The sequence below is a fragment of the Chlamydia poikilotherma genome (genome assembly GCF_900239975.1).
Taxonomy (GTDB): domain Bacteria; phylum Chlamydiota; class Chlamydiia; order Chlamydiales; family Chlamydiaceae; genus Chlamydia; species Chlamydia poikilotherma.
In genome coordinates, this window is sequence record NZ_LS992154.1 from 350,303 (window position 1) to 377,034 (window position 26,732).

The following is a 26,732-nucleotide window of genomic DNA, read 5'->3' on the forward strand; positions in this document are numbered from 1 at the left end:
AAAGAAATGCTCCGTACAATGAGATGATTTTTTTCTTTGAGAGCATTGCTATGAAGATAGTATTTTTTATCACGTTTTTCTTTTCCATATTTTCCTTAGAAGCAAGTATTATCAAAGTTTCTGATGTGCAAGCTATCAATAAATATGCAAAAAAAGGTTCTTTAGTTTTACTAGCGTTAGATGAAACCGTTGTATTTCCTAAACAAATGTTAGGAACAACAGCATGGTTTCAAGAACGTTTGGAAAAATTGAAAAAAGAAGAATCGGATTTTGATCCTATTGAAAAAGTTTTTGGTGAAAAAGTTGCTGTGTCTTTCGCTATAGACTACGAGCTTATTCATCCTGAAGTTCCTAAGGCTATAGCTGCCTTATCATTATCTGAAGCTTGGGTAATGGGAGTTTCCCAATTATCGATACCCATAGCAAGTCATTTTCTCCGTTCTGCTGTTGCTTTAGGATTAGGATTTTCAGCATGCTTACCTGCTCGTAGTGACGGGTGGATGCAACACCTAAAAACATTCGGAAGACCTGAACATGCCATGTTTATAGAAGACCAGGTACTCTTTACAGGAGGTCTTATTAACACAATTACCATGGAAGAAGTTCTTTCTACTCTATTTGCAACTTTAGAGACTCTTCCGCAGCAAGTGATCTATTTAGATGCAAATAAAGATAATCTAATTTCTGCAGAGGCAGCTTGTAAACAAGCCAACGTCTATTTTATAGGTATGCACTACAGCCCAGCTGTAAAACGTATAAAAGAATATAAATCAGATATTGCGAATTTACAATGGCTTCAGCTACACAACCAACTTTCTGATAAGTATTTTCAAGCTTTGCTTACCTATGTGATTGGCCCCGAAGGCCAAGGATAAAGTCTTGAGAAAATTAAGGAAAAGTCTCCAAAAATAACATTGAGAGACTTTTCCTTAATTTTTAATCATTTAAAAAATAGAAAACGGAAGAGAAGGGATTCGAACCCCCGGTTCCTGTAAGAGAACTTCTGATTTCGAATCAGATGCATTCGACCACTCTGCCACTCTTCCTTGAACATACTAGTGTAGGCATTCCTCGCTAGGAAATCAAGCTCAACCATAATTTTCTCTATACCCCCTAAAGCACTAAAAACAAGATCGTATGGCTCTATTTTGCGTTTTTGTATTTCTATGTCTTAAAACAGATTTTCAAGGCTGTTTATTGAAAATAAAAGAGATGAAATCTCTTTTGTTTATATGGTGAGTATAAAAAAAATTAATTAGAATTATCAGTTTCTGGATAAGCGAGTTAATAAAATTAAACGTATAAAAATCATATTAAAAGTACATTTTTTAATTTAAAATGAATTATAGATTTTTGGATTTTTATTTTATCATGTCGCAGCCGCTATATACGAATAGACTTATCAGTGAAAAATCTCCGTATTTGCTTCTTTATGCTCATACGCCAGTGAATTGGTACCCATGGGGTAGTGAGGCTTTTGATCTTGCTATCGAACAAGATAAGCCGATTTTCCTTTCCATTGGTTGTGCACACTCACGATGGTGTCAAGTGATGCTTCAGGAGAGTTTTGAAAATCCTGAAGTCGCTGCCATGCTAAATGAGCATTTTATTAATATCAAAGTAGATAAAGAGGAACTTCCTCATGTGGCGAATCTTTATTTTGATCTTGCGCAAATGCTTTCTATCTCTGAAGAGCATCAAAATTCTTCTTCTTGGCCTCTGAATGTATTTTTAACTCCTGATTTATTGCCATTTTTCTCAGCAAATTACTTAGGGGCTGAGGTAAAATTAGGCGTACCTTCGTTTTCACAAACAATAGAGAAACTCAATTTGATGTGGCAGGATCCTGAAGAACGCGAGGTTCTTGTTCATCAGGCACATAAAATCCTTGAAATAGCTTCATTTATAGAGAGATGTTCAAGAAAAGAGATGTTGGAAGAGGGGACTTTGCGTAAGACAGTAGAGGCGCTATACAAGGATGTTGATCCTCATTATGGAGGAGTGAAGGCATTCCCAAAAACCCCGCCCGCGCTATTAAGTCAGTTTTTCTTACGTTATGGGGTGGAATATCAGGATAACAGAAGTTTATTTTTCGTAGATCGTTCTTTGGATATGATGGCTAAAGGAGGGATTTTTGATCACTTGGGTGGGGGATTTTACTGCTATACTATAGACGATAAGTGGTTGATTCCTTGTTTTGAAAAACGCCTTATTGATAATGCCTTATTAGTGCTTGATTATCTTGATGCTGGTATATGTCTTAAAAAACCTGAGTATCTCTCCATAGCTAAGCAAACCTTACGTTATATCCTTTCCGAGCTTTATAACTCTGAAGTGGGAGCGTTTTATACCTCAGAACACGGAGAACATTGGGGAACTTCTGAAGGGAGATATGCTACCTGGTCAGGAGAGGAAATTCGTGAAGTGCTTGGAGAAAAAGCTGAGCTGTTTTGTGAATATTATGGGATTTCTCGAGAAGGATTTTGTAATGGAAGAAATATCTTACATATCCCTTCTCATATCGATATTGAGGAAATCGCAGATAAATATGGGTGTAGTGTTGAAGAGTTTCATGAAATTATCGATAGGCTAAAAGAAAAATTACGTCTCCATAGAGATACTAAAGCGCGCCCTTTTAAAGATGATCAATCATTAACATTTCAAAACAGCTGGATGCTCTATACGTTAGCCTATGCAGGCAGAATCCTTGGAGATTCTTCCTATATAGATATAGCGAAGAAATGTGGGGAGTTCATCTGTAAGAATTTATGTAAGCATTCTACCTTAATGCGTCGATGGCGCGATGGTGATGCTAAGTATTCCGGAGGTTTAGAAGATTACGCAGGGGTGATTTTAGGAGCTCTCGCACTTTATGAGACAGGGTGCGGTGCACAATGGTTGCTACTGGCCGAAGATCTTATGAAAGAGGTAATCCTATCTTTTCGTTCAGAAAGTGGGGGATTTTACACTACAGATGGGAGGGATCCTGCACTACTTTTAAAACAGGAGAATCTCTCTGATGGAGAGACAATATCCGGAAATGCTCTTGTTTGCCAAGCATTGATAAAATTGCATATGCTTACAGAAAAGAAGCACTATCTTACTTATGCCGAAGATATCTTACAAATTGCCCAAGCTAGATGGCATACCCATAAATTTTCTTCTTTAGGAAATTTATTAGCAGCACAGGCATATTTTTCACGTAATCATCAAAAAATTCTTATTTCTTTAGCTAGCGATAGCGATCGTGAAGCTGTTTTATCTTGCTTTGCAGGATTATTTCTCCCTCAAGTTTCTGTTGTATGGATGAGTGCCAAAGATCGTGAATCTCTGGAAGAGATTCTTCCTGAATATGAGCACTGTCTAATCCCTAAGGAAGGACAAGCATCCACGGTTATTTGTCTGTTAGAATCAGGAATGGGAAGAAAATTTTCTAATATTGAAGAGTTTCGTTCTTATCTAACTTCAAAATAACTCTTTGTATTTCATGTATTTCACATGAAGATTTTTCTCTAAGTGGTCAAAATTTGGTTAATTTCTTATAGTTAATCCCTAGACACGTCAACCATTGGGGAGTAGCAAATCATGAAGAACAAAACACTAAGCGTTTTCTCTTTGGTGGGTTTAGTTTGTTCGCCGGGATTTTTATTGGGGCATGAAAGTTCTCTTCCTACGCAACGCGAGTATCAAAATCTTACTGAGAGAGTCCCTGAAGATCCTGCAGGAATTGCTATTCATGATCGTGTACTATTTAAAATTGATGAAGAGAATGTCGTCACTACTTTAGATGTTATCCAAAAGTTAAATCTGCTTTTTGCTTCTTCTTACCCTCAGCTCATAGATTCTTATCCAGCACGTTCACAATATTATACGGCGATGTGGCCGGTAGTCTTAGAGTCCGTGATTGACGAGTTTTTGATGGTTGCTGATGCTAAGGCTAAAAAAATTTATGTAGATCCTACTACGGTGAATCAAGAAATTGAAGCGATGTTTGGTAGGGATTTGTCTTGCTTTTACGTGCATTTCGATATGACTCCTGAAGATATATTCAATGTAGTAAATCGTACATTGATTGCTCAGAGAGTGATGGGCATGATGGTACGCTCTAAAGTTATGTTAAAAGTTACCCCAGGAAAAATTCGAGAGCATTATAATCAGTTGGCTCAGGAAGCAGCAAAGACTATAGTATGGAAATATCGCGTAGTCACAATTAAAGCGGCTACAGAATCGTTGTCAAGTCAGATTGCTGATAAGATATGTGCACGGCTAAATGAAACACAAAGTTGGAATAAAGAGCGCCTATCTGCTCTGGCACTTTCTCAAGGAGGACAGTTTGTCTGTTCCGAAGAGTTTATGCGTAATGATAAGGAGCTTTCCGATGCTCATAAAACAGAGTTATCTAGCGTGGACTATCCTATAGCTATTTGTAGTCAGCCTAAAGCACATAAATCTGGATACAAACTTTATGTGCTTCTTGATAAATCTACAATGGCATTGCAGTCTTTAGAAGAAATGGAAACGCAGATTAAGCAAACGTTATTTATGAATTATGCTGAAACGATAGAGAGCCAGTATAAAATGAAATTACGTTCTCGTTATGGCTTCGATTCTTCTATGATTGCTAAATTGCTTTCTGAAGAAGCTCCACCGCTATTTTCATTGCTTTAGGAGATCACTTGTCGCGTAGTTCTCCAGAACAACTTACTAAATTTTTAGCTCAGGTTCATGGTCGTCCTAAAAAAGGCCTTTCACAGAACTTTCTAATAGATGGAAATATCCTAAGAAAAATCCTTTCTGTTTCTTGTGTAGAGGCAGGAGATTGGGTTTTAGAAATAGGACCAGGATTCGGAGCTCTTACCGAAGTGCTCGTCAATCAGGGAGCTCATGTTATTGCTTTAGAAAAAGATTCCATGTTTGAGGAAACATTAAAGCAACTTCCTATAGATTTAGAAATTACAGACGCCTGTAAATACCCTCTATCACAACTGCAAACTAAAGGTTGTCAAGGGAAAGGAAGGGTGGTTGCAAACCTTCCTTATCATATTACAACACCTTTATTAACGAAATTGTTCTTAGAAATTCCTAACCAATGGAAAACAGTCACAGTAATGATGCAAGATGAAGTCGCCCGTCGTATTACCGCTCAGCCGGGAGGGAAGGAATACGGGTCTTTGACTATCTTTTTGCAGTTTTTTGCTGACGTGCGTTACGCTTTTAAAGTCAGCCCAGGCTGTTTTTTACCCAAACCTCAGGTATCCTCAGCAGTTGTCCATATGATAGTGAAAGATACCTTTCCTCTAGAAACTTCTCTTCAAAAGCAATTTTTTTCTCTCACTCGGGCAGCCTTCGGGCAGAGAAGAAAGCTTTTAGCGAATTCTCTTAAAGATCTTTATCCTAAAGAACAAGTTTTTGAAGCTCTAAATCAATTAAAATTTTCTGAAAAAACTCGTCCGGAAACACTTTCTCTCGATGATTATCTAAAACTTTTTCACCTTCTATCCTCATTTATTAAATAAGCTTCGATACCTTCTTAAGGAAGATTTAAGCTTTATATATTTAAAATATAAATTAAATATATGAAGTTTTAATTTCATCTTTTTATTAGTGATTTTTTTATTTTATAAAGGCATTTTTTTTAACGAAAAAGAAAGAAACAGAAAGCACAATATGGTATTATTTTTCGTCGAGATTACAGAAGAATGAGGGTTTAACCCTTAAGATTTTGTTTCTAATAAATATTTCAATAAACATTCTAGGAATCTCTCATGGAGACTTGGTTATATTATTCCAAAGTGCGTACGCGTAATTACATTCCCTGCCTTCCCATTTTATCTCCAATCATGTTGCAAGCGGATCAATGTCTTCCTACGTTATATTTATCACCCTTTAGCCGTTGCTGTGGAACGACTACATTTGTAGCTTCTGTAACAGGTTAGCTGATAAAAGAGGGTGTCTAGAAAATTTCATAATTTCCAAGCAAATCATATTTAGACAATACTCAGCTTGTTAGACGGGGATTTTTTTGTGCGGAAGTTAAAGTGGGTGAGAATACGTTTAACCATACTATCAGTATCTAGTCCTACCCTTTTTAATAAGTTATCTTTATCCCCATGAGAAAAAATAGCATCGGGAATCCCAAAGTGTAGGATATCGACTTTAAAACTATAGGTGGCTAGGAAATCATTAAATTCTGAAGCTAGACCTCCACGGATAGAGTGCTCTTCTATAATGATGACTTTAGAATGATGCATCAATAGAATGCTAAAGAGGTTATTATCAAAAGGTTTAATGAATATAGGATCAACAACAGTTGCAGAAATTCCGTGAGCGAGTAACTGCAATTTTATCGATAAGGCAGCGCTACACATATGCCCAAGACCTACGATCAATACATCCTCGCCCTGACTGAGGATTTCTCCTAATCCCGGATCGCGACGCATATTGACATCTGTAGCTATAGGGTCACCTTGAAGTGCTGCGATATTAGGATAGCGAATTGCACAAGGACGTGTCCATTGAAGTGAAGATTGAAGCAGTTGTTGGAAAACTATTGCGCTCCTTGGCTGGCAGATAATCATATTGGGCATAGCACGAAGAAAACACAAATCGTAAATGCCATGATGGCTGCAGCCATCGTCATAAGCTAAACCTGCACGATCTATAGCGAAGATTACTGGTAAACTTTGTAAACATACGTCATGGAATACATTATCCATAGCACGATGTAAGAATGTAGAGTAAATAGAACAAATAACAGGAACATTAGCTTTAGCAATTCCTGCTGAAAATGTTACGGCATGGCCCTCAGCAATACCAACATCAACAAAACGTTCTGGGAATTTCTCTTTAAACGTTTCTAATCGTGATCCCAAAGACATTGCTGGAGTAATAACATGTAAATTCGGAAAGCTTTCCCCAAGAGAGCAGAGTGTTTTTCCAAAGATATCAGGATAGGTAAGCTGTGGCTTAACCGCGGGAAGTAGCTTATCTTCTGCAGCAGTATTAAAATTTGCCTTTACTCCGTGATATTTAGAGGGGTTTTCTTGGGCGATTTCTAAGCCCTTACCCTTTTTTGTACAGACATGAATAAGAATAGGGAAAGGTAGATCGCGTACTGTTTGAAATAAAGATATTAACTTTTTTATATTGTGGCCGTCTACAGGTCCCATGTAGGCTAAGTTAAACTGCTCGAAAATAGGAATTGGACAAAAGAAAGATTTCAAGCAAGTAGATACTTTGTGTGAACGCCTGGCTATAGTATTACCATAACGTGGGATCTTCATTAACCACTTTTCTAGTTTTCTAGAAAGTAAGCTAAACTTGGGATGGTGTATCCAGCGAGATAAACTCTTGGACATGACACCCACATTTTGAGAGATAGACATGTTATTGTCATTTAAAATGACAATGAATTTAGATAAGTCAGGATTTATATTATTCAAAGCTTCTAAAGTTAGTCCGCAGGACAAAGCTGCGTCACCAAGAATAGGAAGAACATGAGTTCTAGAATTTTCTGTAGCCTTTGCCATCCCTAAAGCTAACGAAAGTGCGTTACCTGCATGACCTGAGAAAAAAAGGTCATGAACACTTTCGAAAGGGGAGGTAAATCCACTCAAACCATGATCATGACGGATCCGATTGAATTCTGTAGTATTTCTTCCAGTAAGTAATTTATGAGGATAGGCTTGATGACCGACATCAAAGATAAATTTATCCTCAGGAGAGGAGAAAACATAATGCAAAGCTATCGTTAATTCAATAATACCTAAATTAGAGGCTAGATGCCCTCCAGTTTTGGTAAGAACAGAAATAATTTTATGACGCATTTGCTCAGCAAGAAGAGAAAGCTCAGCAAAAGAAAGCTTTTTTAGATCTGCAGGAGAGGATATCTGACTTAAAATAGAGGAAATTTGAGAAGTCATGGCTTTGTAGTCATAGCAAATGTTTGTAAAACAGGCTGGTCTAATGTATCTTTTAGAATCGTGCCATTAGACTGTACGGAAAGAATATAACATTGTTGATCTTTGAGTAGGATCTGATCTAAACTCTCGTGTATTAGAGAAAACATTTTCTCATATGCAACTAAAATATCATCCAAAGAATCAAGAGAATCTAAGTGATTTTGTAAAGAACGAAGTTCTTGAGTTGCGGAATCTAAATCCTTAGGGGACATCGCTCACTCTACAATTAATGTGCGAAAGATTCTTCAGAAAGAAGATCTTCATTTCGCTTTTCTGATAACTCACGTACACGTTCTTCAGCTTTATGAATACGGGACTCACAAATGCGCATTAGCGCATCTGCTTCTTCATAAAGTTTTAAAGAAGAATCTAAAGAGGTTGAAGGTTGATTCATAAGATCTACGATCTCTTCTAACCTTTCCATAGCCTTTTCAAAGGGAATTTCTTCCATAGTTTAAGACTCTTGAGTTTCAAAATTCTGAATATCCGTTACAGTAAGAGTGGCTTCCCCATCCTGTAGTCGTAATCTTACACAACTATGTTTATGTAAGGTTTTTGCCGAGATAATAGCGAAATTTTCATTAAAGTCAAAGAGCATAGCATAACCACGTTTCAAAACATTTTTAGGATTTAATGAACTCAGTTGTTTAGAGACCGTGTGATATTTTTCCTGATTTCTTTCTACAAGGTGGTGTAGGGAAAGTATAAAATTTTCACGAGTACGAAAATAATACGCTCGATGCTCATATACAGTATTGATAAAAATACTAATCAAACGTTTCTTTAAAAGATTAAGAGAATGTTTTTCCTTAATAAATTGCTGATCTAATTTAATTTTAAAATGTTTTAATAGTATTTGCTTATGCTCTAAAGATTGATGGAAATATCTTAGGCGTTGATATAAAGCTCTATGAATTTGTTGTTTCCAAGGATCTAATCTTTGAGCAAACTGCTGTGTATTATGAAAAATAAGATTTTTTTTCATATGTGCGCAAAGATGTTTTAAAGCGAGTAGGCGATTGTGGAAAGCCTGAACGATCATTTTCCAAAGATCATGAAGGCGATACGTTATACGTTGTAACACATCACTTTGCAGCCACCGTGTATATTGTGAATAGCGCTGTTTGCATTGTGAAAGTTTTGTTTGTATAGACCGCTCTACGGATAAGCAAAGATAATCTAAAGATTGCTGCGCTGAATGGAAAAAATCTATGTGATCTAAATAACGCTTCCATTGCTGAATTTGTTTTGTTTTTCCTGAAAGAAGTTGCTGTGCATGTGCATTCAGGTAGTGTAAATAACTTTTAAATACTTGGATTTGCTCTTGACTACTTTGACAAACAATTTCTGCAGCAGCAGAAGGTGTGGGAGCACGGACATCTGCAGCAAAATCACATAGTGTATAGTCGGTTTCATGACCCACAGCGGAAATGATGGGAATCGAACTAGCATCTATCGCTTTTATGATGATTTCTTCATTGAAAGCCCAGAGATCTTCAATGCTGCCACCACCGCGTGCTAAAATAAGAACATCAGCTAATCGTTCTTGATTTATCACCTCAATAGCTTGAGAAATCTCTTTTGCTGCAGTTGTTCCTTGGACTGTTACAGGATAAATAAGAAGTTTGTATTGATAACAGCGACGGGAAAGAATACGTAGAATATCTTGAATTACTGCACCCGTAGGGCTGGTAATCACTCCGATACATTTAGGAATATTAGGAAGGGTTTGTTTTTTCTCTATAGCAAAATAACCTTCAGCAGCTAGACGCTTCTTAGTCTCTTCAAATTTTTGTAAAAGATCTCCCTCTCCAGCATAAACTAAAGCATGGGCTACAATTTGGTATTGACCTCGTGGAGCATATACGGTGAGTTTTCCATGAATGATTACAGAATCACCATCTTTAGGACGACGATCGAAATATTTACTTTTAAAATGGAAAAAAGCTCCGTTTAAAAAAGATTTATTATCTTTAATCCCGAAATATAAATGTCCGCTAGGCTGTAGCGAGACATTACTTAATTCTCCTTTCACGACGATGTGGCAAAAATTTGACTCAAGAAGATTCTTTATGGATTCTGTAAGAGTGGTTACTGCTTGAGGAGAAGATGAGGTTGTCATACCCTGGAATGCCAAGAGGTTTCAAGTTCTATTTATTTTAAAAATAAAGTACCTTCTTAGTAGAAAACTAGCAAGAGCGGTGAATTCGTGTCTATAGTGAGACATGAGCTTTAAGTAACAAATTGAGGACATAGATGGAACGTAAGAGTTATGTTTTTGGTAATTGGAAAATGTATAAGACAGTCAAAGAAGCTAAAGAGTACATAGCTGTCTTAGGCCCACTTCTTAAAGAAACATTACCTGCATCTGTAGTCGGCATTACTCCGGCATTCACGGCATTGAGCGCTTGTAGCGAGGTGATAAAAAATTCTAACTATCCTATTTGGTTGGGGGCTCAAAATGTTCACCAGGACACTTCTGGAGCTTTTACCGGAGAAATTTCCATGCCTATGCTTAAAGAATTTAACGTGGATTACGTTCTTTTAGGACATTCAGAATGTCGCCATATCTTTCACGAAGAAGATGCTACAATTGCTCTTAAAGTTGGGGCTGCATCCCGTGAGGGAGTTCTCCCTGTGTTATGTATTGGAGAGACTTTAGAAGTCAGAGAAAAAGGCACGACAAAAGATGTTTTATCTAATCAGTTGATATTAGGCCTGGCTCAACTTCCTGAAACGTCTTCTGTAATCATTGCTTATGAACCTGTTTGGGCAATAGGTACGGGTAAAGTTGCCTCAAGCGCAGATGTACAAGAAGTTCATGCGTTTTGTCGTGAGGTTCTTGCTAAGATCTTCTCTAAGGAAAAAGCGGATACAATTTCTATCCTTTACGGAGGTTCTGTAAAGGCAGATAATGCTGAGGGATTTGCTCATTGTCCGGATGTAGACGGTTTATTGGTTGGAGGAGCCTCTTTGGATCCTAAAGTTTTTGCCAGTGTTATAGAGAATTTTAATCTCTAGATTTTGTGGTATTAAAAAATTTATTGCCTTTTGAAGCCGTAGTTGATGAAAAATTTTCATAAATTATGTTAGGGTTTTGTCTGAGAATAGTGTTTCAAAGCAATAAAATGTTTTTCAATATGGTGATTAATTTAGTTTTATAAGAGAATGTCATTTGAGCCTTTTTAGGAATTTTTACAGTTTCTTGAGAAACCTGCGTAGAAAAAGCTTTTTTACATATTGAGAAGCGCTTTGTTTTTTGGAGACTGTAGGATAAGAAGACAATGAATTAAAGGGCTAGGAATTCATCCCCAAGTAAGTTTGTTGATTTAGGAGAAGCGTCGTGACTGGCTTGTTTTATTCATTTTTATTTATTTTTCTGCTTTTGTGCGTAATCCTTTGTGGACTGATTTTGATTCAAGAAAGCAAGAGCATGGGATTAGGCTCATCTTTTGGTGTCGACTCTGGAGATTCTGTTTTTGGCGTATCGACCCCAGATATTTTAAAGAAAGTAACAGCTTGGCTTGCCGTAGCTTTTTGTTTTAGTTGCTTACTTTTGTCTTTTGCTACAACACACTTAGGAAAAAATTCTCAAGAGCTCCCTGCAAATGCTCTGGAACAAGTTTCTCCAGATGGAGAGGAAATCCCTAACGAATAACATCTTTACAAAGATGATAAACCTTTATGTAAGGTGAGCTATTTATTCTTAGGAAATAAATTTTAAACAGTCATGATCTTATGAAAAAAATCTTCTATATATTGTGTTTCTGTGGTCTACTGCCTGTCACTACAATGTTTTCTGTAGAAGAAGTTCAGGAAGAGATAGAGCATCCTTCATCATTACCTACGGTCTGTCCCTTCTATTTAATAGAAGAAGCTAATTAGTAGCTTAATCTGTGGGTGATAAATAATGATTAGAGAATTAGAATACTATGGCAGCCATATATTGCGTAGAAAGGCTGATATAATTCCCGAAATTACTGCTGAGATTCGTCAGTTAGTTCAGGATATGTATGAAACTATGGTAGCTCATAAAGGTGTAGGCCTAGCTGCTCCTCAAGTAGGGGAAAGTGTAAGCCTTTTTGTTATGTGCGTTGAGGGGGAAACAGAGGACGGAGATTTGATCTTCTGTGATTTCCCTAGGGTATATATTAATCCTGTTCTTTCTAATATTGCTGAAGATCTTGTTATCGGTAGAGAAGGTTGTTTATCTATCCCTGGTTTGCGTGGGGATGTTTATCGTCCTCAAAGTGTCACCATAACGGCTATTAATCTTGATGGTCAAGAATTTACAGAGAATTTAGAAGGGTTTCCTGCACGTATCATCATGCATGAAAACGATCACCTTCACGGTGTTTTATACATTGATAAGATGGAAGAACCTAAAGATCCTAAGAAATTTAAGGCGGCATTAGAAAAAATACGACGTCGTTATAATGCTAATTTAAAAGAAGACGATCGAGCTTCTTAACTGAGAGTTATATTTATTATTCCAAGGATTTCTTTAAATCTTAACTAGGATCCTTATCTTTCTTATCCAGTATTATTTATTAAACGGGCGTTTAGGTTTATCTAGTTTTAGATAGAAGAAGAAGCGGTTATCCGCTTCTCGTTTTTCATATACGGAATATAGCTGCCAATGTTCAAAGACTTTTGTTCCTAAAATCATCTGGTATTCAAGATAACTTGGTGTACTTGTCCTATGCCAGCCATATCTTAATGTTAAATGGTAATTCCAACAGGGATGAGGACGAACAAAAACCTTTCCTAAAATGAGATTCCTACGATCAGATAGAGGAGAATTAAAAAGCTCTTCAGGAGAGCGGCTAACATCTAAGATATAGTTTTCCCTGTCACATTTAAGAAGGCTATATTTACTTCTATGAAGGAACTCTAGGGTTAAACCTATATTATCACTTCCTACCCATTGCCAAAGGAGATTCATGTGATCCCAGCAATGTTTTTTCCATATCCATTCAGCATCTAGAGATAAAGTATTTTTACGATCTAAAGGTAGAGAAATCGTACACGCTGTTTTTGGAAATGTTGATCTAGCAAATGTATTTTTAAAGATTTGCGTTGTCCAGAGTTTTGCCGATGCCCGGGGAGCACTAGGGGAAACCCTATTTAATATGAAAGACTCTACGCCAACTTTACATAAATGTAGAGAGGAAAAGGCATCATTTATAGAAAAGATATAGTGTTCATGATTTTTTGCTAAAGGATGTGTTGCCGAGGTAAAGGAAATAAAGGGTTCTACAATGTGTTTTGTATGAAGGTAATTTTTATATGCTGAGAAACGATAGTCTAAATTTACTTGTGCAGAAGCTTGAGTATGCCTTAAAGAAGTTTTTGGAACATTACTATAGTAAATTGCAGATGCGGAGACTGTCGGTGTTAGCGTTCCTATAAGCAAAGGAATTGTACGGTAGATTTTAGGAGATGCCGAAGCTCGTAATGAAGAAAAGTTAGATCCTGGAATATTATTGCTAAAGGCAAAGTTTAAATACCCACATTCGAACAGGTTCTCAATAAAGATTCCCGTGTTTTTAATATTCACAGGATGCTGTTTCAAAGATAAATAGGGAAGCTCTTGATTGACATTCTGGAAAGGATTAACTTTCACAGAAGAAGATAAGCTACCGTCAAATAATGTATCTCGCCAGGTAAGACTAACTTGTGTAGGACCGGTGTTTTTTAACGAGAAATTATTCGGAAAAATATCTGCGACAGTTTCCCAACTATCACTAACATGATATTCTCCTGATAATTTTGCTTGTTTTCGCGATAGAGAAAAGTTCCCATTAAAGCGATAGCGATCCCGAGGTTCTGCCATATCAATCGCTAGGCGATGGGCGTAGTAACTTTTCACATTAAAGACATTTTCAGGATTGTCTTTTTGAGAAAAATGCATGTTATAACCGATGCCAATGCCGTGCTTGAAAAAGCTATCTAGGAAAAATGTAGACTGGAAATGCCTTTTGGAAATCGGTGAATAGCTAACCCCTAGATACGACCCTAAGAAACCTCCTGTACCTCCACGGAAATTAATTGGAGGTTTAGGGATTTCCATAGGCATAATAGAAAATTGCGGAAGAAAGAGTATAGGAATATTACAGATGCTAAATGTTGTTTTTCCTATAGAGAGCACATTGTCAGAAGAGTATTCTAGATAATCTCCAGAAAGGCAAATATGTTTTCTAGGGCCCTCGGATGTGGATATATATCCCTTATGGATAATCAAAGTTTCGGGGGTCAATGTCATCATAGACCCACCTAAAAACCATGGATACATAGCAAATCTACCGTTTGTCAAAAGACATGAATCGGTATCTTCGTAATATTCTAGGTAATCACAAACTAATGTTTTTCCTCGATAATTAACCATCACATTGCCATGAGCAATTAATTTCATCCCACGGTCAGGAACATTATCTACATAAGCACGATTTGCCTGTATGCGAAGATTGTTATGAATATTAAGTACACCATCTTCGATATCTAAAGTTCCTGATAACCCTTTAAAATGGCTAAGATAAGAGACTTTTTTCTTTGCGGCTTCTTTATGTGTTAATGCGTCTACTGAAGATGAAAATACCAGGAGGGAGGATACAAGGAGGTAGGGGAAACAACGCTTCATACATCTCTCATTATTCTATGATTTTCATCAACAGCCCAGCTAGAATATGACTATTTTTTGCTTTCGTTTGTGTCATAAGCTGGATGAGTAAGCGGATATCTTCATGAGTTTTTGAGGCTACCAGAGTTTCAAGGATATCTAACATAAGCTTAGCTCGTGTTTCTGGAGCGATTTGATAACGAAGATAGGGAGAATCAGGATGTGGTTGTTTATCTTCCGTATCGATAAACAATAAAGTTTCTTGAATGAGATCTTGAGCATAACGATGTAAGGATAATTTTTTCTCAGGATCTTTAGTAAGATTATACAAAGCTAAATCAGCATAAGCACGAATTACGGGTTCTCCAGGGAGCTGAGAGGCCCGTGAAAGAATTTCTAAAGCTTGTTGATGTGAAGAATGTGCTAGAAAAGTTATTGCCTTAGAAGCGAGGATAGTTTTTTGACTTAACAGGATCTTTTCTATATAGGGAAGATACGCTTCTTTGGGAAGTTGCAATAGAGACATAAGAATTTGTTCTTCAGAACTTTGAATTGCTGATAAAGCTTTAGCGCGTTCCGTAGGATTTTGAGGAAGGATAATTCCTCGACATTTCCATGCTTGTGTAGCGCGTCCTTTAGAAAATGCTGGGATGAGTGCTTGGCTATAGTGCGGCTGTATTAACCATTCTGTAATGTAGTTAAGAAGATTAGGATGATCGCATCCTAAATGTATTAACGCCAAGCCTGCATTTAACTTTGCTTCGCTGTTTTTAGTATTTAAAAATACAGGAAGCAGTAGAGAAACTCCCACTTCTTTTGATAATAATCGTGCTGTGTAGAGAGCATTCGAGCGTTCTTCTCGCACCTGTTTTTCAAAAATAGGAAGAGCATCTTCTTCTTTGCCAATAGCAATTAATGCTTGAGCAGCAGCCAAAGATAAATCGGGATCATTTCTTTCCGAGAGTTTTTTTATAGCATTGTAGCTTTGACCATCTTTTAACATGCCTAAAGCATAAACAGCAGCTTCGCGATCCAAGGGAGAAGCGCTTGTTAATAAATGGCGCAATGTAGGTAGAAACCGTTTTTGTTGATACTCTCCAATGAGTAGGGCTGCGTAATTTCTTGTTGTACTTTTTGTTGATGAGAGCAACTGACGTACATAGGTGTCCGATTCTTCAGTTTCCAATCTTAGGAAGATAGCAGCAGAAAGACATTGGATTTCTTCTGGGAGTTTATAAATAAAAGAATGGAGGTAATCAATAACTTTAATATTTTTTAATCCTGCCAAGCGATAGGCTGCTTCTAAACGAATCACAGGATAGGCAGAGGCAAGAGCTTTGAATAAAAGCTCGTCCGATGTTTTTCCTAGGTGCGAAGATAAAGCAGATAATACTAGTAATTGCTGCAGGGGATCTTCTGTTTCCATAGCTTGTGAGAGGATTTCCAAAGATTCTGAAGAACCTACAATACCTGCACCTATAATTGTACTTTTTCTTATATAGGGGTCTTCTGAGCGTAGTCCTTGTATCAAGCAGCTCTCAGAGATTTTTCTTAATAAAGGAAAGTCGTGTTCCCCATGAGCATCTAAAGCTTCTAAATAAGCAACAAGAGCTTGTTCTACCGATTTTTGGCTAGTGTAAAGGATTTTATGGCTTATGGGATCAGGAAAGTTACCAAAGACTAAACTGGGAAAACCTAATAGTAGTCCTAGGGATGCGATTAAACGAGATAGTCCCATAAATTAACGTCGAACTCCAACAAGAGATGTTTCAATGTTTTAATAGGAAGACCCTGGACGTTATATGAGCAGCCCTGGATATTATCAATAACTAATCCCCCGCCTTCTTGAATGCTATAGCTTCCACATTTATCCAAAGTAGAAAATGCTTCAACATACCTTCCTAAGTATTTTTCAGGGAGCTCAGTAAATGTCACCTGTGTTGTTTCTTCTCCAGTTGCTAATTTCTGATCCTTGAGAAGAGCAATACTAGTAATTACGGAATGTGTTTGACCACTTAATGTTTTTAACATCTCAATAGCTTCATCATGCGAGCTCGGCTTATTAAAAATTTTTCCTTTATAGACGACAACAGTATCGGCAGTAAGGATCAAACCTTCGGGGTGGTGGTCTTTGACTATAGATTCAGCTTTCCCTATCGCTAATTCTCGTGAATATGCAATGGGATCACCTTGATAGGGAACTGCATGTTCTTCGAATTTTGATGAGATGCAAGTAAAGGGAATACGAAAATATTGTAGAATTGATTTTCTTCGTGGAGAAGAAGAGCCTAAGATCAATTGTGGTTCCATATGCCCTCAATAAAATATGTTCTTGACTATTATATAGCTTAGGCTAGCTTGCTGCTGCTTGTGTAGTCTGCCATAGTTCCATCAAAGAAATTGATCTTACCTTTATCGAAGATAAGGAGTTTTGTTGCACACTCTTCGATTAAAGTTCTATCATGAGAAACAAATATGGATGTCCCTTTATAATCATTAATGGCCCAGGCTAATGCAGAAACAGATTCTAGGTCTAAGTGATTGTTTGCTTCATCAAGAATAAGTACATTGTGATTTTCCAACATCATCCCTGCCATAAGCAAGCGTGCGGTTTCTCCTCCGGACAATGCCTTAATTTGTTTAAAGGCATCATCTCCACCAAACAACATTTTTCCTAAAACACTACGGATTTCTTGATCGTTAATACCTGTTTTGCGATTGCGTAACCATTCAAACAATGTTTCATCCCCGCAATTTTTTAAAACATCAGAGTGATTTTGGGGAAAATAAGAATAAGCAACTTGATGACCAATTTTTATAGATCCTTGATTAGGAGCCTCTACAGCAGCTAAAAGTTTCATTAATGTAGTTTTCCCAAGACCATTGTTTCCAATAATCCCTAGTTTATCTCCTTGATAGATCTCTAAAGAAAAAGGCTGAAATATGGGATCCTCATCATTATAACTTTTGGTGATACCTTCTATAGAAAAGACCACTTTGCCAGAAGCTTTTTCTGATAGGGGAAAGCGTATGTAAGGACGCTGAATATTAGATTTTTTTAATTCTTGAGGTTGTAGCTTTTTAATTTCTCTTAAGCGAGATTGCACTTGACTTGCTCGAGAGCCTGCCCCAAATTTAGCGACAAAATCTTTAAGCTGAGCAATTTTTTTCTCTTTAGATTTAATGTCGGCTTTCTCTTGATCTCTAGAAGCTGTTTTCATTTCTACCATGGCATCGTAATTGCCTGGATAGATGATGACAGTGTCGTAATCAATATCAGCAATGTGAGTGGTGATAGTGTTTAAGAAGTGCCTGTCGTGGCTAACAACAATTACAGTGCCGTCGTAATCTTTTAAAAAATTTCCTAGCCAGTTAATCGAATAAATATCTAAATGGTTCGTAGGTTCGTCAAGAAGTAGGGCTTCTGGATGTCCGAACAAAGACTGACATAAAAGCACACGAAACTGCAAATCTATAGGAATCGTCGACATTTTATTATTGAATAATTCTTCAGGAATACCAATGCCTGTGAGAAGTTCTTCGGCTTCAGATTCTGCTCGGTAACCATTTTCTTCACCGATGATTTCTTCCATTTCGCCAAGTTTGATACCAATGGCATCAGTGAATTCTTCTAAGTATAGAGCATCTCTTTTTTGCAGAGCATCCCATAGACGAGCATTGCCCATAATCACACAATCTATGACAGAAATGTCTCCAAAGCTATCAATATTTTGACGTAAGATGCCAATTTTTTTAGGTAAAGAAATTGACCCACGCGTAGGCTCTACGAAGCCTGTGATTATCTTTAATAATGTAGATTTTCCCGCGCCGTTAGGTCCCGTTAATCCGTAGCGATTTCCAGGATTGAAGACGACAGAAACGTCGTCGAACAATACCCGTGTGCCTAAAGTTTTGCCGATTTTGTCAAGTACAATGCTCATAGCATCTAGCATAACAAAGAGGATCTTAGAGCACAAGAGGTTTGCCTAAGGTTTAACTATGGGGGTGAGACTCATCATGAGTTTGCTTTTTAAGCTTCATAGATACATGAGTATAGATAGTTGTAGTTTCTAAAGAACTGTGTCCAAGAAGTGCTTGAATCGTTTTTAAGTCCATACCGTTCTCTAGCCAATGTGTGGCAATCGTATGACGGATTGTATGAGGTGTGATATTCGCTGACAAGCCTGATTGAAGAAGATATTTTTGAAACTTTCTATCAATAGAACGAGTGGTTAATCTTTTCCCAAAACGATTTAAAAAAATTGCTTGAGCATCTTGCTCTATAGTAGCTCTTTTGGGGTGATTTAAGTATTGTTGTAACCATTGGGCTGCATGAGGAGTAATAGGGACAAGACGTTCTTTTTTTCCTTTTCCTTGGATGCGGATAAGATTAGAATTAAAATCGATATCCCAGTGATTGATAGCTACGATTTCACTAATACGTAATCCTGAGCTATAAAATAGTTCCAATAGGCAACGATCACGAAACCCAGTATATTTCGATAGGTCAGGGATTGCCATAAGAATTTCCACTTGTTCATAAGTAATGGGTGAGGGTAATTCTTTAGGGAGCCTGGGCCCGTGAATTGTTTCTGTAGGATCCTCAAGGATGATGCGGTGTTTTATACAATATTGTGAGAAACTTTTAATTGTTGAGAGGCGACGTTTTATCGTGCGTTTTGATTTATTTTCTTGCATCAATTCTAAAATATAGAGACGTATTAGATCTTTTGTAAATAAAGAGAAAGAGAGCTCAGCAACTTTTCTTTCTTGAGCAAGTAAGCAAATAGGTACAGACGGATAGAGTTTATTCCGTCTTTCTAAGAAATTTTTGAAGTTGTTTAGATCTATACAATAGTTTCTTAAAGTATGAGGAGATGCTGTTTTTATGTTTTTTAGATAATCAAGAAAAGCATAAAAAGCTGAAATCATAGTTTTCCTAAGTACTTTTCTAAAGTATCTCCTTACTGAGATTTATTTAGAAGAGGGGTTTTTAGGAAAGGGATAACTACGGAATTCTTCAGCAGCAGCGACATTAGGGAAAATTTTCCGAGCTTCTAGTTCGAATTCTTTAGAATTTAAATAACGTGCAGAAAAGTGTGTGAGTACAAGTTGTTGCGCTCCAGCAGTCAAAGCTTGTGTGGCAGCTTGTTTTGCTGTCATATGGTAATGACTTTCTGCTAAATGACGATGTTCTTCAAGATATGTGCTTTCACATAACATAATTCTTGCATCTTTGGCTAAATCTACAACAGATTGGCAGGGGAGAGTATCGGCAATAACAGCAATGCTATCGCCTTTTCTGACATAGCTTACATCTTTAAGATATATAGTATTTCCATTTACGGTTACTTGATCATTGCGAATGAGGTCTTGCATAATAGGTCCGCGTAATCCTGAAGTTTTGATTTTTTCTGGAATAAATTTTATCGTATCAGGTTCTGTGATTCTCCATCCCAATGTGTCTACAAGGTGATCGAGTTTACGCGCTTCAATACGAAAATTCCCAAAATCTTCAACAATCCCTTCTTTATCTATAGGGTGCTCTACAACATTTATGATCTCATGATAGATAGTGCCATAACGTAATCGATCGAAGTATTTTTTCCCTGAAGCTGGGTAGTAGCAGTGTATAGGATGGGTAACTTTATCTAAGTTCAATCTCATAAGCATGGAACCCAAACCTAAACAGTGATCCCCGTGGAAATGGCTGATAAAGATTCTGGAGACTACAGTAGGAGCAATATTAGCAAAAATGAATTGTCTTTGTGTTCCCTCGCCTGGATCAAAAAGCAAACCTTCGTTATTCCAACGAAATAGATAGGCTCCTTGATTACGCGTTCGCGTAGGTTGTTGACTAGAGCAACCTAAAATAATTAATTCTCTACAGCTCATAAATTTAGGAGAAAGTTTCCGGGGAAAAAATAGAATAAACTAATCCAGTAAAAATACTCTACTAGAACTTACCTCTGGATATTATGAATTTTATTTTTAATTTAATCCACACAGTTGAAGTGATCAGCTATACTTCGAGGGTAAATAAGGTTTCGTTACAGTACTAGGATGTGTTTTGGGTTGGGAAGAATCAGAAGAAGATAGATTAGAAGATGCGCTAGGAGAGGAGCTTTTGGGTCGAATTAGATTTAAAACTGTTGAATTTTTTCTTCGTGGTTGAGGTGCTTCATCAGAAGATGTATCTTGCACTTGTGTCTGTTGAGGACGAGCTCTTACAGTTTTTCGTTGTCTTCTTCGGACTTTTCCTTCTTGTTCTTGGACATATTTTTTCTCATCATCTTTGATGATTTCATGAAGTAGACGGTTGTGTCGTGTATCTAATTTGGACAAATCTAAATCTCTAGGGCGTACAGAAACGGGAGGTTTTGATAAACAGCTCATGATTATGGGGAATAGGGCCATACCTACAAGAAGCGAGGCTAAGGCGGTAATACCAATGTAAATTCCTTCGAGAAGAAATGGAGTAGCTAGAAAACCTCCCATCATAACTGCTGTTAGCAAAGCTAAGATGACCATGCAAATTAAAGCAATAGGGTTGCTGCCTTTCTTACCTTCTACTTTTTTTGCCGTATCTGTTGTTATAGTGTGGTTGGTGTGGTTGTTTTGGACAGCAACATTGGGAGTGAATCGAGGAAAAGTCATGAAAGTCTACTTCATGGGTTTATTTTAAGAATGTGCAGTTTAGAAATTTCGGGAACGTTTGTAAATATACAGTTTTTTTTCTAGAAAGAGTTTAGAGCCGTTAGTTTATAAAGGAAACGGCTCTAAACTATGTCATAAGAGTTAATTAATGTCTGGAAAAGCAACTTTGAAAACATCGTCATAATGTGCAACAAAATGAATCTTCAGACCTTTTTTTAAATAGGCAGGAAGTTCTTCATAATCACGACGGTTATCTTCAGGGAAGATTAAGACATTTAACCGTGATCGACGTGCAGCTATGAGTTTCTCGCGAATTCCTCCCACTCCTAATACACGACCTGTTAATGTGATTTCACCTGTCATACCTAAGTTTTCTAAAATAGGTTTGTCCAAAAGTAAAGATAACAAAGAAGTCACCATCGTTACACCTGCTGAAGGACCATCTTTAGGTGTTGCCCCCTCAGGAATATGAATATGTACCTGAGATTTAGAGAAAAAGCTATAACCAGGAGCATAGCGTTCTAATGCGCTATGCAGATATGTCCAAGCAATCTGAGAGGATTCTTTCATAACATCTCCGGCTTGTCCTGTAAGATGCATATCAGTTTTCATTGAAGGGACTTGAACACTTTCAATATATAAAGTAGCTCCTCCTAGAGATGTCCAAGCTAACCCAGTGGCGACACCGACGGGTGTATTATCATAAAAACGATCGCTAGAGAAGATGGGCTTGCCTAAATAATCCTGAAGGTTACTTACATTAATTTTATATTGTATATGTTTTGGATGCGTTTTTTCCTGATTTTTAACTATTTTAAGAGCGACTTTCCTTAGGACTTTTTTAATATTTCCATTTAATGTGCGCACACCAGCTTCTCTAGCATAGTTATTAATCATGTGCTTTAAAGCTTCGGATTGGAATGCAATCTCACGAGCTGTTAGTCCCATTTCTTTACGTGCTCGCGGAACAAGATATTTTGTTGCTATCTGAAGCTTTTCCTCAAGAATATAACCCGAAAGACGAAGGATTTCCATACGATCTAAAAGCGGATCGGGAATAGTATCCAATACGTTTGCTGTTAGAATAAATAGAACATTGGATAGATCTACTCGTACGTCTAGGTAATGATCTAGGAAGTCTTTATTTTGTTCCGGATCTAAAACTTCTAATAAAGCTGATGCAGGATCGCCATGATAACTCGCACCAATCTTATCAACCTCGTCAATCATAATGACGGGATTCATAGCTTGACTTTGTTTTAATGCTTGGACCATTTTTCCTGGCATGGCACCGATATAGGTGCGCCGGTGTCCTTTGATTTCAGCCTCATCACGCATTCCGCCTACTGAAAAGCGGAAAAATTTGCGATGTAAAACTTTTGCTATACTACGACCAATACTTGTTTTACCTACTCCTGGAGGACCTACTAGGCAAATAATGCTTCCTTTAAGACCTTTCGATAATTTTCCTACGCTAATCAATTCTAGGATGCGTTGTTTGATATCTTCTAAACCATAGTGGTCTTTATTAAGAATCATTTCAGCTTTTTTGAGATCATGGTATTCTTTGCTCTGAATTCCCCAAGGAATGATAGTTAGCCAGTCTAGGTAGTTACGGCATACAGTATATTCTGCTGATGATGTTTCCAAGGTTTGAAGTTTTTCCATCTCATCTTGAATAACTTCCATGGCATAATCAGGAACCTGACGTTTTTTTAACCGGTCCATGAATTTTTCTAAATCAATGGCTCGGTCTTCTTTTTCTAGGCCTAGCTCCTTTTTGATCGTTTTCAGCTGTTCTTTTAAAAAGAATTCTTTTTGACTTTTGGTGATTGTTGCTTCGATTTTTTGATTGATACTACTTTGTAGACGGCTAAGATCTAGCTCTTTTTTAAGGAGGATCAAAGCTTTATCAATGCGATCGTGCATATTCGTTGTTTCAAGAACTTCTTGAAGCTCTTCCCTAGTCGCTGTTGTTAGTGCTACAGAAAAATCAGCGAGCTTTCCTGGTTCAGTAAAATCCGAGTGCCCAAGAAAGATTTGGAGTTCTTCTTTAAATAGGGGATTGAGCTTTAAAAGATCTTTAATTACAGAAACAATGCTAATAGAATATGCTTTTAGCTCTTCAGTTAGTTCTTTATTGTCTTTGTGATAGGAGACTCGCGCCTTAAGGTATTTATCTTTGAGAGGCTCTACAATGCGGATACGTTCTTCTATACTGAGTAATATTTGCGCGCTGCCTCCTTCTATAGGCATAATACGCAAGATGCGTGCTGCCACTCCTACGCGATAGAGTTGGTTGAAACCCACTTTTAAAATATCAGCATCTTCTTTTTTGGTAAGAACTAAACCTATATATTTTTGCGAAGACTTTGCTAGAAGCTTTAAAACTTCATAATAAGGTCCGGATTCTATGAGAATCGGAGCTGCCATGCCCGGGAAAAAAGGACGCTTATTTAGTGGGAGGATAAATAATTCGGAAGGTAAGGAACGATCATCTGATTTTTCTTCGACTTCCTCGGATTCATCTAAGAGTTTTTCTACTTCTTCAGGATTAGGATCCAAGATCTGAGAGTCGTTATTTATTGTAGAGTCCACAATTGTCCTTATACTAAAATCATCGGATACATTTATCTAAGTTGCTCTGATAACTTATTGATAGGAGCAGTTTCAACAATAAAGATCCTCTTTTCGATATATTACAAAATCATCGAAATTAGTGCACCTACACAACTACTAGAGAAATAGCAGAGCTAAGGAATAAGAATTAAAAAAGATGAGGGTTTAACGCAAATCGTTTTTCTTAATTTTTAAAAAAACAATTCTCGAATATTTTTGCCTATATGTTTCAGATTAAATAATTTCTCATTTTTTTTTATCAGATCTTAATTTAGAATAATTTTCAGATCATCGGGATCCCTCTTGTTACTAGCTATTTGGATTGTCTGAAATCTGTAAAAGATTTTCTGATAATTCAAGAACAATGTTGTCAGTTTTCTAGTTTAGAAGAGGTAGTCCGAATTCTCTTTGCAATAAAGAGGGTGAACGATCGTTCAATCAAAATAATAATATTTTTAGATTAAAGAAAAGTCTTAACTTTTTAAAACATAATAAATCTACTTTGGATTTATTGTGTTTGTATATTGAGTTTAAATTCTTCTAAATCTTCGGAATTAGTTGTTTTATTATTTATTTTATTATTTTTTTGATTAAAAGTTTTTTAGTTGCTATAGTTTACTTGTTCGATTCTAATTTGAATTATGCATTTTCATAGATACGTTATTATTGATACTTCCGGGTATCAACCATTTTTAGCTTATGTAGATCACCAGAAAGTGTTAAAACACTGGCATCTACCCGTTGGTCCAGATCAAGGATTGGTTCTAGAATTCATTTTTAAAAACAGTTCTTTATGCTTCCAGGGGATTGGGGTTGCTGCTGGTCCAGGGAATTTTTCTGCAACACGCATTGGGTTGTCTTTTGCTCAGGGATTGGCTTTATCTCGAAAGGTGCCTATGATAGGTTATAGTTCCTTGGAAGGATATTTGACCCCTAAGGACAAGGGAAAGGCTTTGATGCTTCCTTTAGGAAAGAAGGGTGGAGTGTTAACTCTTAGCTCAGATCTATCGGAAGATGGGTTTATTTATAAAAAGAACGGGGTTGGTCCCGGAATTTTATTGCCTTATGGAGAAGCTTCCGATTATTGTTTAGCAAATAATTGTTATCACGTCATCTCTCCTAATCCACAACTTTTCATTGATAGCTTTTCAAATAGAATCCATGTAGAAGAAACTGCGCCCTCGATTGACCATATTAGAAGAAATGTAGTTTCTCAACTTATGCTTTTCGAGTGTAGTCAGCAACTAATTCCGGATTACCGCAGCTGCTCCTGTTTTTTTTAGCTTAAAAATATTTTATCAGTAGGCACAATGGATTAAAAAATCAATCTTGCTGCTTTTCCAGTGCGTTACACGTCAACTAACTCTTGAAGGGTAATAGATCTGATGTTACAATCGAGGCGCCTCTAACATAGCAGAGTGAGACGTCTAGCTGTATTGTTTTAGGCTTAACAGTGATTATATATGCGAAATAAGGTAATGCATGCCCAGTGTTAAAGTTAGAGTTGGTGAGCCTGTAGATCGAGCTCTGAGAATTTTGAAAAAGAAAGTTGACAAAGAAGGGATCTTAAAGGCTGCTAAAGCACACAGGTTTTATGATAAACCTTCAGTAAAGAAGCGAGCTAAATCTAAAGCCGCAGCTAAATACCGCAGTCGTTAGAAAAATGTCCTATCTAGTGGTGTTTGATTTATGGATTACTATGATGTTTTAGGTGTTTCTAAAACTGCCTCACCTGAGGAAATAAAAAAATCTTATCGTAAGTTGGCCGTTAAGTATCATCCTGACAAAAATCCAGGGGATGCCGAAGCAGAAAAACGTTTCAAAGAAGTCTCAGAAGCCTATGAAGTTTTGAGTGATCCTCAAAAGCGTGAGTCTTATGATCGCTATGGGAAAGACGGGCCTTTTGCCGGAGCTGGTGGTTTCGGTGGTTCAGGTGGCATGGGCAACATGGAAGATGCTTTGCGCACCTTTATGGGAGCTTTCGGTGGAGAGTTTGGTGGCGGTGGAAGCTTTTTTGAAGGTCTATTTGGTGGTCTTGGAGAAGCTTTTGGCATGCGCGGCGATCCTTCGGGAGCTCGTCAAGGAGCTAGTAAGAAAGTCCATATCACCCTAACATTTGAAGAAGCTGCTCGCGGTGTAGAGAAAGAGCTCCTTGTATCTGGATATAAAACTTGTGAAACTTGTTCTGGTAGTGGTGCCGCTAGTGAAGAGGGAATCAAATGCTGTGATCGATGCAAAGGTTCTGGACAAATCGTTCAAAGTCGTGGCTTTTTTTCTATGGCATCAACATGCCCTGAGTGCGGTGGAGAGGGACGCGTAATTACAGATCCCTGTTCCAATTGTCGAGGACAAGGAAGAGTTAAAGACAAACGAAATGTTCATGTGCAAATTCCTGCCGGAGTTGATTCTGGAATGCGTTTAAAAATGGAAGGTTATGGAGATGCTGGACAAAACGGTGCTCCTGCTGGAGATCTTTACGTTTTTATTGATGTAGAAACGCATCCTGTTTTTGAGAGACGCGGAGATGACTTGATTTTAGAATTGCCTATTGGTTTTGTCGACGCCGCTTTAGGAATGAAGAAAGAAATTCCTACGCTCTTGAAAGAAGGTACGTGTCGCCTTACAGTTCCAGAAGGAATCCAAAGTGGCACGATTCTTAAGATCAAAAATCAAGGATTCCCTAATGTTCATGGTAGAGGACGCGGGGATTTACTCGTTCGAGTTTCTGTAGAAACTCCACAAAATCTATCAGAAGAACAAAAGGAATTACTCCGTAAGTTCGCAACTACGGAAAAGGCAGAGAATTTCCCTAAGAAACGTAGTTTCTTGGATAAAATAAAGGGTTTTTTTTCTGACTTCGCCGTATAGATAAGAGA

General features: G+C 37.4%; 24 protein-coding genes and 1 tRNA gene. 12 read left to right on the plus strand and 13 right to left on the minus strand.

Annotated elements, in window-relative coordinates:
* Nucleotides 1-50 precede the first annotated feature (50 nt).
* Nucleotides 51-875, plus strand: a complete 825-nt coding sequence (locus C10C_RS01565) for a DUF2608 domain-containing protein (RefSeq protein WP_117274757.1) — start codon at nt 51-53, stop codon at nt 873-875.
* Nucleotides 876-959: 84 nt separating this feature from the next.
* Here C10C_RS01565 and C10C_RS01570 read toward each other — a convergent pair.
* Nucleotides 960-1,046: transfer RNA gene (locus C10C_RS01570), tRNA-Ser, on the minus strand.
* Between the two features lie 325 nt (nt 1,047-1,371).
* Here C10C_RS01570 and C10C_RS01575 point away from each other — a divergent pair.
* The 4 genes from C10C_RS01575 (at nt 1,372) to C10C_RS05205 (ending at nt 5,936) form a co-directional block, all read left to right on the plus strand.
* On the plus strand, nt 1,372-3,474 hold the full coding sequence (locus tag C10C_RS01575) for a thioredoxin domain-containing protein (protein WP_117274758.1): 2,103 nt from the start codon (nt 1,372-1,374) through the stop codon (nt 3,472-3,474).
* A gap of 111 nt (nt 3,475-3,585) precedes the next feature.
* Nucleotides 3,586-4,668 (plus strand): hypothetical protein, encoded by a 1,083-nt coding sequence (locus C10C_RS01580; RefSeq protein ID WP_117274083.1) that lies wholly within the window; start codon nt 3,586-3,588, stop codon nt 4,666-4,668.
* 8 nt (nt 4,669-4,676) lie between these two features.
* Nucleotides 4,677-5,516 (plus strand): 16S rRNA (adenine(1518)-N(6)/adenine(1519)-N(6))-dimethyltransferase RsmA, encoded by an 840-nt coding sequence (gene rsmA / locus C10C_RS01585; RefSeq protein WP_117274085.1) that lies wholly within the window; start codon nt 4,677-4,679, stop codon nt 5,514-5,516.
* A 249-nt stretch (nt 5,517-5,765) separates the two neighbouring features.
* Entirely contained in the window at nt 5,766-5,936 is a 171-nt protein-coding gene (locus tag C10C_RS05205; RefSeq protein ID WP_174222221.1) for a hypothetical protein, read from the plus strand.
* A 51-nt stretch (nt 5,937-5,987) separates the two neighbouring features.
* Here the strand turns inward: C10C_RS05205 and C10C_RS01590 are convergent, their stop codons facing one another.
* From C10C_RS01590 to xseA, 4 genes are read right to left on the minus strand one after another with little or no spacing between them, the layout of a single operon-like run.
* Nucleotides 5,988-7,922, minus strand: a complete 1,935-nt coding sequence (locus C10C_RS01590; protein ID WP_117274086.1) for a 1-deoxy-D-xylulose-5-phosphate synthase — start codon at nt 7,920-7,922, stop codon at nt 5,988-5,990.
* Nucleotides 7,919-8,173: a hypothetical protein gene (locus C10C_RS01595; RefSeq protein WP_117274089.1), complete on the minus strand. Its 255-nt coding sequence runs from the start codon at nt 8,171-8,173 to the stop codon at nt 7,919-7,921. Before C10C_RS01595 ends, C10C_RS01590 begins: the two co-directional genes overlap by 4 nt.
* 14 nt (nt 8,174-8,187) lie before the next feature.
* Nucleotides 8,188-8,412 (minus strand): exodeoxyribonuclease VII small subunit, encoded by a 225-nt coding sequence (locus C10C_RS01600; RefSeq protein ID WP_117274091.1) that lies wholly within the window; start codon nt 8,410-8,412, stop codon nt 8,188-8,190.
* Nucleotides 8,413-8,415: 3 nt separating this feature from the next.
* Nucleotides 8,416-10,083, minus strand: a complete 1,668-nt coding sequence (gene xseA / locus C10C_RS01605; RefSeq protein ID WP_117274094.1) for an exodeoxyribonuclease VII large subunit — start codon at nt 10,081-10,083, stop codon at nt 8,416-8,418.
* 134 nt (nt 10,084-10,217) lie between these two features.
* Here xseA and tpiA point away from each other — a divergent pair, with 134 nt between their 5' ends.
* The 4 genes from tpiA to def all read left to right on the plus strand — a co-directional run bounded on the left by tpiA (nt 10,218) and on the right by def (nt 12,432).
* Nucleotides 10,218-10,982: a triose-phosphate isomerase gene (gene tpiA / locus C10C_RS01610; protein ID WP_117274097.1), complete on the plus strand. Its 765-nt coding sequence runs from the start codon at nt 10,218-10,220 to the stop codon at nt 10,980-10,982.
* Between the two features lie 322 nt (nt 10,983-11,304).
* Nucleotides 11,305-11,619, plus strand: coding sequence for a preprotein translocase subunit SecG (secG, locus tag C10C_RS01615; RefSeq protein ID WP_117274099.1), 315 nt, complete (start codon nt 11,305-11,307; stop codon nt 11,617-11,619).
* A gap of 80 nt (nt 11,620-11,699) precedes the next feature.
* The gene (locus tag C10C_RS05210; RefSeq protein ID WP_174222222.1) at nt 11,700-11,846 is read left to right on the plus strand and encodes a hypothetical protein; all 147 of its coding nucleotides are present in this window, start codon (nt 11,700-11,702) and stop codon (nt 11,844-11,846) included.
* A gap of 25 nt (nt 11,847-11,871) precedes the next feature.
* Complete coding sequence (gene def, locus C10C_RS01620; protein ID WP_117274102.1) at nt 11,872-12,432, plus strand: peptide deformylase; 561 nt, start codon at nt 11,872-11,874, stop codon at nt 12,430-12,432.
* A gap of 72 nt (nt 12,433-12,504) precedes the next feature.
* Here the strand turns inward: def and C10C_RS01625 are convergent, their stop codons facing one another.
* The 8 genes from C10C_RS01625 to lon form a co-directional block, all read right to left on the minus strand.
* A complete protein-coding gene (locus C10C_RS01625) occupies nt 12,505-14,601 on the minus strand; it encodes a CT351 family outer membrane beta-barrel protein (RefSeq protein ID WP_117274105.1) in 2,097 nt (698 codons plus the stop codon).
* A gap of 10 nt (nt 14,602-14,611) precedes the next feature.
* Nucleotides 14,612-16,318 (minus strand): HEAT repeat domain-containing protein, encoded by a 1,707-nt coding sequence (locus C10C_RS01630; RefSeq protein WP_117274107.1) that lies wholly within the window; start codon nt 16,316-16,318, stop codon nt 14,612-14,614.
* Nucleotides 16,300-16,890: a Maf-like protein gene (locus C10C_RS01635; protein WP_117274110.1), complete on the minus strand. Its 591-nt coding sequence runs from the start codon at nt 16,888-16,890 to the stop codon at nt 16,300-16,302. The genes C10C_RS01630 and C10C_RS01635 overlap by 19 nt, the downstream gene beginning before the upstream one ends.
* A gap of 38 nt (nt 16,891-16,928) precedes the next feature.
* Complete coding sequence (locus C10C_RS01640; RefSeq protein ID WP_117274759.1) at nt 16,929-18,521, minus strand: ABC-F family ATP-binding cassette domain-containing protein; 1,593 nt, start codon at nt 18,519-18,521, stop codon at nt 16,929-16,931.
* A gap of 52 nt (nt 18,522-18,573) precedes the next feature.
* Nucleotides 18,574-19,512 (minus strand): tyrosine recombinase XerC, encoded by a 939-nt coding sequence (locus tag C10C_RS01645; protein WP_117274113.1) that lies wholly within the window; start codon nt 19,510-19,512, stop codon nt 18,574-18,576.
* Between the two features lie 42 nt (nt 19,513-19,554).
* Nucleotides 19,555-20,475, minus strand: a complete 921-nt coding sequence (locus C10C_RS01650) for a ribonuclease Z (protein WP_117274115.1) — start codon at nt 20,473-20,475, stop codon at nt 19,555-19,557.
* A gap of 123 nt (nt 20,476-20,598) precedes the next feature.
* Nucleotides 20,599-21,237 carry a hypothetical protein gene (locus C10C_RS01655; RefSeq protein ID WP_117274118.1) on the minus strand — a complete coding sequence of 213 codons (639 nt, stop codon included), beginning with the start codon at nt 21,235-21,237 and terminating at the stop codon, nt 20,599-20,601.
* 141 nt (nt 21,238-21,378) lie between these two features.
* Nucleotides 21,379-23,835, minus strand: coding sequence for an endopeptidase La (gene lon / locus C10C_RS01660; RefSeq protein ID WP_117274120.1), 2,457 nt, complete (start codon nt 23,833-23,835; stop codon nt 21,379-21,381).
* A 662-nt stretch (nt 23,836-24,497) separates the two neighbouring features.
* Between lon and C10C_RS01665 the strand changes: the two genes are divergently transcribed.
* The 3 genes from C10C_RS01665 (at nt 24,498) to dnaJ (ending at nt 26,724) form a co-directional block, all read left to right on the plus strand.
* Complete coding sequence (locus C10C_RS01665; RefSeq protein ID WP_117274122.1) at nt 24,498-25,139, plus strand: tRNA threonylcarbamoyladenosine biosynthesis protein TsaB; 642 nt, start codon at nt 24,498-24,500, stop codon at nt 25,137-25,139.
* 199 nt (nt 25,140-25,338) lie between these two features.
* Entirely contained in the window at nt 25,339-25,515 is a 177-nt protein-coding gene (gene rpsU, locus C10C_RS01670) for a 30S ribosomal protein S21 (RefSeq protein ID WP_006343002.1), read from the plus strand.
* Nucleotides 25,516-25,545: 30 nt separating this feature from the next.
* On the plus strand, nt 25,546-26,724 hold the full coding sequence (gene dnaJ, locus C10C_RS01675; RefSeq protein WP_117274124.1) for a molecular chaperone DnaJ: 1,179 nt from the start codon (nt 25,546-25,548) through the stop codon (nt 26,722-26,724).
* Nucleotides 26,725-26,732: the final 8 nt, after the last annotated feature.